10 protein-coding genes are annotated in these 9,033 nt (G+C 69.3%); 8 read left to right on the top strand and 2 right to left on the bottom strand.

The genetic code is table 11. From position 1 onward, the window contains the following. The first annotated feature begins 57 nt into the window (after window positions 1-57). The 3 genes from KBZ07_RS11925 to KBZ07_RS11915 are packed head-to-tail and all read left to right on the top strand — an operon-like array spanning window position 58 to window position 2,423. Window positions 58-393, top strand: coding sequence for a DUF697 domain-containing protein (locus tag KBZ07_RS11925; RefSeq protein ID WP_315860168.1), 336 nt, complete (start codon window positions 58-60; stop codon window positions 391-393). Further along, the gene (zupT, locus tag KBZ07_RS11920; RefSeq protein ID WP_254931819.1) at window positions 380-1,231 is read left to right on the top strand and encodes a zinc transporter ZupT; all 852 of its coding nucleotides are present in this window, start codon (window positions 380-382) and stop codon (window positions 1,229-1,231) included. The genes KBZ07_RS11925 and zupT overlap by 14 nt, the downstream gene beginning before the upstream one ends. A 1-nt stretch (window position 1,232) precedes the next feature. Continuing rightward, window positions 1,233-2,423, top strand: a complete 1,191-nt coding sequence (locus KBZ07_RS11915) for a DUF4336 domain-containing protein (RefSeq protein ID WP_254931818.1) — start codon at window positions 1,233-1,235, stop codon at window positions 2,421-2,423. Here KBZ07_RS11915 and KBZ07_RS11910 read toward each other — a convergent pair. Both KBZ07_RS11910 and lepB read right to left on the bottom strand, forming a co-directional pair. Beyond that, window positions 2,420-2,779, bottom strand: a complete 360-nt coding sequence (locus KBZ07_RS11910; RefSeq protein WP_197150587.1) for a DUF760 domain-containing protein — start codon at window positions 2,777-2,779, stop codon at window positions 2,420-2,422. The genes KBZ07_RS11915 and KBZ07_RS11910 overlap by 4 nt on opposite strands. A 30-nt stretch (window positions 2,780-2,809) precedes the next feature. Further along, on the bottom strand, window positions 2,810-3,421 hold the full coding sequence (gene lepB, locus KBZ07_RS11905; protein WP_254931817.1) for a signal peptidase I: 612 nt from the start codon (window positions 3,419-3,421) through the stop codon (window positions 2,810-2,812). Between the two features lie 43 nt (window positions 3,422-3,464). Here lepB and menD point away from each other — a divergent pair, with 43 nt between their 5' ends. From menD to KBZ07_RS11880, 5 genes are read left to right on the top strand one after another with little or no spacing between them, the layout of a single operon-like run. Next, the gene (gene menD, locus KBZ07_RS11900; protein WP_254931816.1) at window positions 3,465-5,243 is read left to right on the top strand and encodes a 2-succinyl-5-enolpyruvyl-6-hydroxy-3-cyclohexene-1-carboxylic-acid synthase; all 1,779 of its coding nucleotides are present in this window, start codon (window positions 3,465-3,467) and stop codon (window positions 5,241-5,243) included. Continuing rightward, window positions 5,240-6,100 carry a 1,4-dihydroxy-2-naphthoyl-CoA synthase gene (gene menB, locus KBZ07_RS11895; RefSeq protein WP_254931815.1) on the top strand — a complete coding sequence of 287 codons (861 nt, stop codon included), beginning with the start codon at window positions 5,240-5,242 and terminating at the stop codon, window positions 6,098-6,100. The genes menD and menB overlap by 4 nt, the downstream gene beginning before the upstream one ends. Continuing rightward, on the top strand, window positions 6,081-6,662 hold the full coding sequence (locus KBZ07_RS11890) for a L,D-transpeptidase (RefSeq protein WP_254931814.1): 582 nt from the start codon (window positions 6,081-6,083) through the stop codon (window positions 6,660-6,662). The genes menB and KBZ07_RS11890 overlap by 20 nt, the downstream gene beginning before the upstream one ends. Before the next feature lie 39 nt (window positions 6,663-6,701). Continuing rightward, window positions 6,702-8,174: a glycogen synthase GlgA gene (glgA, locus tag KBZ07_RS11885; RefSeq protein WP_254931813.1), complete on the top strand. Its 1,473-nt coding sequence runs from the start codon at window positions 6,702-6,704 to the stop codon at window positions 8,172-8,174. Beyond that, entirely contained in the window at window positions 8,171-8,887 is a 717-nt protein-coding gene (locus KBZ07_RS11880; RefSeq protein ID WP_254931812.1) for a hypothetical protein, read from the top strand. Before glgA ends, KBZ07_RS11880 begins: the two co-directional genes overlap by 4 nt. Window positions 8,888-9,033 lie beyond the last annotated feature (146 nt).

The following is a 9,033-nucleotide window of genomic DNA, read 5'->3' as shown; positions in this document are numbered from 1 at the left end:
TGCCCCTGGAACCTGGAGCAGCTCCAGGCCGCCGCCGCGTAGCTCGCCAGGGCCTCCCTGGCCCTGGGGGTGGTGGCGTGGAGCAGCCAGGCCCTGGCCGCCCTGGTGAAATGGCATGGGGCCACCTGGCTGGTGGGCAGTGCGCTGCAGGCCCTCAGCGCCGCCTACCTCACCCGGGTGGTGGCCACGGCCATGGCCGACATGCTGGCCCTCTCGGTGGGGGTGCCGGAACCGGATCTGGAGGCGATCAAGCGCCAGGCCCCCCTGCTGGTGGCCCGGGCCGCGGAGGCCGAGAAGCTGGATTGGTCTGCCTTCCTTGACCAGGGGCGCCAGTGGCTGGGCGCTCAGGCCTCCAGGAGCGGGCCAATGGCCTGCGAGCATGCCCGCTGGTGATGTCGCGGCCCCGGAGGCAGACCCTTTGGTTGATCTGGATCAGCGGGTGCTGTTTGCTTTCTCCCTAACTCTGGCAGCCGGCCTGTGCACCGGGCTGGGCAGTTTGCTTGGACTGGTGTCAAGGAGCTTCAGCCCCAGGGTGCTCACCCTCTCGCTGAGCTTTTCGGCTGGCGTGATGATCTATGTCTCATTCGTGGAGATATTTCCCAAGGCCCGTCAATCGCTGGTGCTGGCGCTGGGGCCCGCCGCCGGCTACGCCACCACTGTGCTCGGCTTTTTTGCCGGCATGTTGTTTATCGCCCTGATTGACAACTGCCTGCCCAGCCACGACCTCAGCCTGGCCCAGGAGGATGGTTCCCTGGCTGGTTCCCGGGCGGGCTCCCAGCGCCTGCTGCGCACGGGTTTGTTTTCGGCTCTGGCCATTGCCATTCACAACTTCCCAGAGGGTTTGGCCACCTTCCTTGGTGCCCTCTCCAGCCCCCGGTTGGGGATCGGCATCGCCATCGCCATTGCCATCCACAACATTCCCGAGGGTCTGGCGATTTCCGCGCCCGTCTACTACGCCACCGGCAGCCGCCAGAAGGCCTTCTGGGTGTCTTTCGCCTCCGGCCTGGCGGAGCCGATCGGCGCGGTGGTTGGCTATGTGTTTCTGCGCTCCATGCTCACCGATGCGGTAATGGGGCTGGTATTTGCCAGCGTGGCCGGCCTGATGGTTTACATCTGCCTGGATGAATTGCTGCCGGCGGCCCAGCGCACCGGCGCCCACCACCACCTGATGATTGCCGGGGTCACAGCCGGCATGGTGGTGATGAGCATCAGCCTGGTGCTGCTGGCCTGAGGTGAAGTCCCCTTCTGCCGACCAGTTCTGGCCCTGGTGGCCCCTTCTGCCGCTCTATCCCTACGGCCGCCGCCGCACCCTGGTGCGCGAGCTGATTCCAGGCCAGGTCTGGAGCCTGGAGCAGCTGCAGGGGGTGTTCTATGTGGCCGTGCCGATCCGGATGACGGTGCTGCGGCTGCAAGCGGGGCTGCTGCTCTACGCCCCGGTGCCCCCCACGGGGGAGGTTCGCGCTGCCTTGGCCGAGCTGGAGCGTCAGCACGGCGCGGTGTGCACCATCGTGCTGCCCACCAGCTCAGGCCTGGAACACAAATTGCCGGTGCCGGCCATGGCCCGGGCCTTCCCCCAGGCCCAGGTGTGGGTGACGCCCCGGCAGTGGAGTTTTCCCCTGCCCCTGCCCCTTAGCTGGCTTGGCTTCCCGGCCGGCCGCACCCAGGTGCTTTTTGAGCAGGGCCTGCCCCACAGCGACGAACTGGCCTGGATCCCTCTGGGCCCCCTGGATCTGGGCCTGGGCACCTTCATGGAGGTGGCCTGCCTGCACCGGGCCAGTGGCTGCCTGCTGGTCACCGACGCCCTGGTGGCGATCGGCGCCGAGCCGCCGGAGCTGTTTGGCGCCGACCCCACCCCCCTGCTCTTCCACGCGCGGGAGCGGGGCGAGGAGCCGCTCACCGATACGCCGGAGCAGCGCCGTCGCGGCTGGCAGCGGCTGGTGCTGTTTGCCTCCTACCTGCGCCCCGATCCGCTGGAGCTGCCCGGCTGGCGAGAGCTGCTGGGCGGGCTGCTGGCCCCTGGGCTGCGCAGCCCGCGGGCCTACTTCGGCCTCTACCCCTTCCGCTGGCAGCGAGGCTGGCAGGCCGAATTCCGCCGGCTGGTGCCCGGCGAGCAGCCGACTCTGCAGGTCGCTCCGGTGCTGGAGCGGCTGGTGTTTCCCCGTTGCCAGGCTGCCCTGCTGGCCTGGATTCGCTGCCTGGCGCGGGAACCGCAGCTGCGCTGGCTGGTGCCGGCCCACTACGAGGCCCCGCTGGCCTGCAGCCCGGAGCGGCTGGGGGAGCTGGCGGCCGAGCTGGAAGGGCGGCCCTGGGCGCCCGATGGCGGTAGCTGGGCCTACCTGGCGGGCATCGATCGGGCCTTGGTGCGCTGGGGGGTGGTGCCGGCGAGCCCTGCCGTTGCAGCTCAGGAGTGGCCGAAGGACTAGGACCTGAGTTCGCCGGGATCGGCGTCCAGTTCCGTATCCAGATCACCACAGCCCAGCAGGCTGGTATCCAGCTCCATCCGCTGTTCCATCTGACGCAGGAAATAGCCGGTCATCATCGCCGAGGCAAGCAGGCCGGCCAGGTTGTCCCGGCTGGTTTGGATCTTCACTTCAAATTGTTCGCCAGGCAGCATGCCCAGCAGCCCCTGCACGTTGTGGCGAATGATGTCCTGAATGTCACCACTGGCGGAGCGGGCCACGCGCTGCAGCACATCCGGTGACTGTTCCTGGAGATACTGAATCAGCGAGTTGCCGCTAATCGCCTCGTTGTCGGTGGTCAGGAACTCCGGATTAAACATCGCCGGTGTGCTCTGCGGCCGGCCTGCACCCTACCCCACCTCTTCGGCTCCACCAGGTGGGTGTCCGGGGTTGGAGAACCGTAACCAGCCGATTCGGTTGGGGGGCCAGTAGCGCAGCACGGCGGTGCCGATCACCGCCTCCCGGGGCAGGGCCCCCCAGAGGTGGGAATCAAGGCTGGCATTGCGGTTGTCCCCCAGCACCAGCAGGTGGCCTGGGGGCACGCTCAGCGGTGGGAGGGAGTAGCCCATCGGTTCGGCCGACCAGTCGAGCGGCGCCGGTGCCCCGTTGCGCCAGAGCACCCCATCGCGCACTTCGACCCGATCCCCCGCCTCGGCCACTACCCGCTTGATCAGGGCAGCATTTGGGTCGTAGCCAGCATCGAGCAGGGCCGCAGGCGGGTGGAACACCACTACGGTGCCGACCGGTAGGGGCCGATGCAGGCGGGCGCGCAGCTTCTCCACCAGCACCCGGTCCTGGAGCTGGAGGCTGGGCAGCATCGAGCCGGAGGGAATCCAGCGGGGTTCGAGCGCGACCCAGCGCAACATCAGGGCCAGCGCCACCCACACCAGCAAGGGCCCCAGCTGGCGGCGCAGGCTTGCCAGGGGGCCGGCATTCGCGGCTGGGTCAGGGGGGGTAGCCAAGGGCGCAGGCGAGGATGGGCCTTCCATCCTGTATGGCCCCGGCGTGGCGTTGGCCCCCCGCAACCTGGAGGCGGCGCTGGTGCTCCTGGCGGCGCTGATGCGCCATGGCTTGTCCCAGGTGGTGCTCTGCCCGGGCAGCCGCTCCGCAGCCCTGGCCCAGGCGGCCGGCCTGCTGGAGGCCCAGGGGCTCGGTCTCTACACCTGCGTGGATGAGCGCTCCGCCGCCTTTTTTGCCCTGGGGCTGGGCCGGGCCTCGGGCCAGGCGGCAGCGGTGATAACCACCTCCGGAACCGCAGTCGCCAACCTGCTGCCGGCAGCGGTGGAGGCCGATTACGGCGCCATCCCCCTGCTGTTGATCACGGCGGATCGGCCCGACCAGCTCAAGGGCTGTGGGGCCAACCAAAGTGTCAACCAGGAGTGTTTCCTGGCGGCGAGTGTGCGCTGGCTGGGTCAGGGCGATGGTGCTGGCCTGGCCGCCATGGCCGATGGGGCCATCGCCGAGCTGGCCCACGCCGCCCTGCTGGCCGCCCGGGGCTCTAGCCAGGCCCCGGGGCCGGTGCATCTCAACCTTCCCTTTGCCGAGCCGCTCCACGCCGACGGCCCTGCCCTGCTCCAGGCCAGGGCCGCCCTTGAAGCCGCACCGCCGCCCCCGCCAGTTGCCATGCCGGCTTCCCTCGCAACTCCAGCTTCGGCTTGCCCTGGGCCGCTGCCCGACCTCGATCGCCCCGGCCTGGTGGTGGCGGGCCCCTGGCGCGGCTTCCCCCAGCATTGGCAGAGCCAGGTGGAGGCCCTGGGCCGCTGGCAAAGGCGCACCGGCTGGCCCCTGCTGGCAGATGGCCTCAGCGGCCTGCGCGGCCAGGCCCAGCTGGAGCTGGTGGCGGGCTACGACCTGCTGCTGGATTGCACCGACCATTGCCCCGACCCCGACCTACGGCCAGCCCAGGTGTTGCGGCTGGGCCCCCTGCCGGCCAGCCGGCGCCTGCAGCGCTGGCTGGCAGAGCTGGGCGGCCCCCAGTGGTTGGTGAGTGAGGCCGATCCCCGCTGCCTCGATCCCCTCGGTAGCGGCTGCCAGCAGAGCGCGGCGGGGCTCGCCGGCTGGATGACGCTCTGGCCAGACGCCTGCTGGCAGGCCAGGCCCGACCCGGCCTGTCTGGATTTGGCGGCGGCCTGGCGGCGGCGGGAGGGGGCCCTGCAGAGCTGGCTCTCTGGCGCCCTGCCCGCGGCGGCGGCGGAGCCTGCCTTAGCGCGGATGCTGGGCCAGGCCCTGCCGGCGGGCGTGCCCCTGGTGATCGCCAACAGCAGCCCCGTGCGCGACTGGGAGAGCTTTGGCGATCCAGCCGCGCCCTGGCGGCCCGTGTACAGCTTCCGGGGGGCTTCCGGCATCGATGGCACCCTCTCGAGTGCCTGTGGTGTGGCCGAGGCCCTGGGTCAGGCCGTGTTGCTCAGCGGTGATCTGGCCCTGCTGCACGACAGCCACGGCTGGCTGTGGCAGCGCCAACTCCAGGGCCGACTCACCGTGATCCTGATCAACAATGGCGGCGGCGGCATCTTTGAGCAGCTGCCGATCCGCACCAAGCCGGCGGCGGCCCTGGATTTCGAGCGACTTTTCGCCATGCCCCAGCCCCTCGATCCGCTGGCCCTGGCGGCCGCCTATGGGGTACCGGGACGCAGGGTGGTGGCGGCTGGGGATCTGGCTAACCAGCTGGCTTGGGCCCTGCAGCAGCCCATGGCCCTGCTTGAGCTGGTCACCGACCGCCGCGCCGACGCCAACCTGCGCCAGGCCCTGCGCAGAATGGCCAGCACAGCCATGCTGCAGCCGTGACCCTCCGATCCGATCTGCCAGCAGCGCTGCACTGGCAACCTGCCGCCAGCTACGAGGACGTGCTGTTTGACCGGTGCGAGGAGGGCATCGCCCGGATCCGGATCAACCGGCCCCACAAGCGCAATGCCTTCCGGCCGCGCACCGTGCAGGAACTCTGCGACGCCTTTTCCCGGGTGCGGGACGACCCCCGGGTGGGGGTGGTGCTGTTCAGCGGGGTAGGGCCGGCCGCCGACGGGGGCTGGGCCTTCTGCGCCGGCGGCGACCAGAGCGTGCGCGGCGATGGTGGCTATGTGGATGAGGCCGGCCTGCCCCGGCTCAATGTGCTCGACCTGCAGCGCCTGATCCGCAGCCTGCCCAAGGTGGTGATTGCCCTGGTGGCGGGCTATGCCATCGGCGGCGGCCAGGTGCTGCATCTGCTTTGCGATCTGAGCCTGGCGGCGGAGAACGCCGTGTTTGGCCAGACGGGGCCGCGGGTGGGCAGTTTTGACGGGGGCTTTGGGGCCGGCTACCTGGCCCGGGTGGTGGGCCAGCGCAAGGCGCGCGAAATCTGGTTCCTCTGCCGCCAGTACGGCGCCGACCAGGCCCTGGAGATGGGATTGGTGAATGGGGTGGTTCCCCTGGCCGAGCTGGAGGCCGAGGGGATCCGCTGGGCCCGGGAGGTGATGCAGCACAGCCCCACGGCGATCCGCTGCCTGAAGGCCGCCTTCAATGCTGAGACCGATGGGCTGGCCGGCCTGCAGGAGCTCGCTGGCCAGGCGACCCATCTCTTCTACCGAACGGCTGAGGCCCGGGAGGGGCGCGATGCCTTCCTGGAAAAACGCCCGGCTGATTTTTCCGATGCGCCCTGGTTGCCCTGAACTGCGCTGGCTGGGCCCTTTGGGAGCCTGGGCCATCGGGGCAGGCTTGCTGGGGCTGGGCGGCCCCGTCCTTTCCCAGCCCGTCCTGCCCCAGTTGACCCAGTTTGGCGCCGCTCAGCCCCCCAGCGGCCGGTACCTGGTGCTCGATCGGCGCCAGCGCCTGCTGTTGGTGCTGGAAGGGGGCCAGGAACGGCGCCGCTTTCCGGTGGGGGTAGGTCGCCCCGGCTGGGAGACCCCGGTGGGCCGCTTTGAGGTGATCGAGCTGGCCCGTAATCCCACCTGGGAACATCCCGTCACCGGCCAGCACATTGCGCCTGGTCCGGCCAATCCGCTCGGCAGCCGCTGGATCGGCTTCCACCGTGACTGCAAGGGCCGGGCCGGCTTCAACGGCCGCGAGCACCTGGTGGTGAAGGGCTGTGTGAGTGCCGGCTTCCATGGCACCCCCCAGCGCGCCAGCGTGGGCCAGGCCGTCTCCCATGGCTGCGTGCGCCTGCTGGATGAGCACGTGCGCGAATTGTTTGAGCTGGTTGAGATGGGCACCCCGGTGACTGTGCTGCCATAGGCCGCCCGTAGAGTTTCGGCCACTTCCGGTGGAGCTGGGATGCGGGTCTTGTTTGCTGCGGCCGAATGCGCCCCGATGATCAAGGTCGGCGGGATGGGAGATGTGGTCGGATCACTGCCGCCGGCCCTGGCGGCCCTGGGCCATGACGTGCGGATCATGCTTCCCGGCTACGGCAAGTTGTGGTCGTGGTTGCAGGTGTCGCCCGAGCCGATCTGGCGCGGCCACACCATGGGCAATGACTTCGCCGTATTCGAGGCGCGCCATCCCACCAATGGCTTGCTCCTCTATCTGGTGGGCCATCCGGTGTTTGACCCTGAGCGCATCTATGGCGGTGAGGATGAAGACTGGCGCTTCACCTTCTTTGCCAGCGCCACGGCCGAATTCTGCTGGCACCACTGGAAGCCCCAGGTGCTGCACTGCCACGACTGGCACACGGGCATGTTGCCGGTGTGGATGCACCAGGACCCGGAAATCAGCACGGTGTTCACCATCCACAACCTCAAATATCAGGGCCCCTGGCGCTGGAAGCTCGACCGCATGACCTGGTGTCCCTGGTATATGCAGGGGGACCACACCATGGCGGCGGCCCTGCTCTATGCCGACCGGGTGAATGCGGTGTCTCCCACCTATGCGATGGAGATCCGCACGCCCCAATACGGCGAACACCTCGATGGCCTGCTCAACTTCATCAGTGGCAAGCTGCGCGGCATTCTCAACGGCATTGACACCGAAGACTGGAACCCGGCCAGTGATGCCAGCCTGTCGGCGAGATTCTCGGCCACGGATCTGGCGCCCCGCGCCCTCAACAAGCAGGCCCTGCAGGAACGCTTCGGCCTGGCGGTGAGTCCACGCTCCTACCTGATGGGCCTGGTGAGCCGGTTGGTGGACCAGAAGGGGGTGGATCTGCTGCTCCAGGTGGCCGATCGGGTGTTGGCCTACACCGACAGCCAGATCCTCGTGCTCGGCACCGGCGACCGGATGCTGGAATCGGGCCTCTGGCAGATGGCTTCCCAGCATCCCGGCCGGTTTGCCGTGTTTCTCACCTACGACGACGCGCTCTCCCCCCTGGTCTACGGCGGTTGTGATGCCTTCCTGATGCCCAGCCGCTTCGAACCCTGCGGCATCAGCCAGATGCTGGCGATGCGCTACGGCTCGATTCCGGTGGTGCGCATGGTGGGGGGCTTGGTCGATACGGTGCCGCCCAACGATCCCCTGGCCGGCACCGGCATGGGCTACGGCTTTGATCGCTATGAGCCGATCGACTTCTACACCGCGATTGTGCGCTCCTGGGAGGCCTACCGCCACCAGAAGAGCTGGCAGGAGCTGCAGCGGCGCGCCATGGCGGTGGACTTCAGCTGGGCCCGTTCCGCCTTGGAATACGACGCCATGTACCGCGATGTCTGCGGTGTCAAGGAGCCGACGCCCGAGGCGGCCGATGTGGAGAAGTTCTCCCAGGGCCAGGATGCCGATCCCAGCCGCAGGGGCCTGGCCTCCCTGCTCAAGCGCCGTTGACCTTGCCCTTTGACGCCCCCCCGGCCGGGCCCCATCCGGCCCATCCCTATCCGGCCCCCTACGAGGAGCCCTGGGGGCGACTGGCCTTTGATCTGCGGGCGGCCCTGGCCAGCACGGGCCTCAGGCTGCGGGAGCTGGCCCGGCGCAACCGCCAGGGCGAGCTCTCGGTGCCGGGATTCTGGCCGGCCTCCCTGGCCTGGCTGTTCTGGCCCCTTTTGCTGGCTCTCTTGCTGGCCCTCTTTATGGCCCTGGTGCTGGCCCTGGTGACTGCCGTTGGACCGGCCCTGGTGCGCCGATCCGACTCGGCTGGAGCGCCCGCTCAAGAGCTCGTTCAATCTCAGCCGGCTCTGGCTCAGCCCGCTCAACAACAGCCCGCCCAGCAACAACCCGTTCCACCAGCCCCAAGCCCGCCAGAGCAGGCCCCGCCCCTGGTGATCGATCCCCTGCTGGCCCTGCTGGCTGAGGACGATCCCCGGGGCTGCATCGCCTCGGCCAGGCCCTATCCGGGGCAGGGACGGCTTGAGTTGGAGTTGGCGCCAACCTTCCTGGCCCTGGCTGGGTCGCTGCGCCAGCAGCAGGCTGACCAGTGGCTCGAGCGCAGCCGCGAGCTGGGTTACGAGCGGCTACGCCTGCTCGACGGCTCCGGGGCCCTGCTGGCCCAGGCCGCCCGGGTGGGCAGTGGGATGGTCCTGCTGGGCCCCGCCTCGCCGTGATGGCCTTGCACCTGGGCCAGCTGCAGCAGCTGTGGGGTCCGCCCGTCACCGGGCCCCTCACCCCTGCCCAGGCCAGCACCAAGCTCGAGCCGCAGGCGATCTGCACCGACAGCCGCCAGCTGGCCGCTGGCCAGCTGTTTGTGCCC

The organism is Cyanobium sp. BA20m-14 (assembly GCF_024346295.1).
This window is presented reverse-complemented; position numbering and strand designations above follow the sequence as displayed.

Bases quoted from the DNA above. Each gene is read 5' to 3' on its own strand.
- zupT (WP_254931819.1), top strand. From the start codon at position 380: ATGCCCGCTGGTGATGTCGCGGCCCCGGAGGCAGACCCTTTGGTTGAT.
- KBZ07_RS11910 (WP_197150587.1), bottom strand. From the start codon at position 2,779: ATGTTTAATCCGGAGTTCCTGACCACCGACAACGAGGCGATTAGCGGC.
- KBZ07_RS11890 (WP_254931814.1), top strand. From the start codon at position 6,081: ATGCGCCCTGGTTGCCCTGAACTGCGCTGGCTGGGCCCTTTGGGAGCC.
- glgA (WP_254931813.1), top strand. From the start codon at position 6,702: ATGCGGGTCTTGTTTGCTGCGGCCGAATGCGCCCCGATGATCAAGGTC.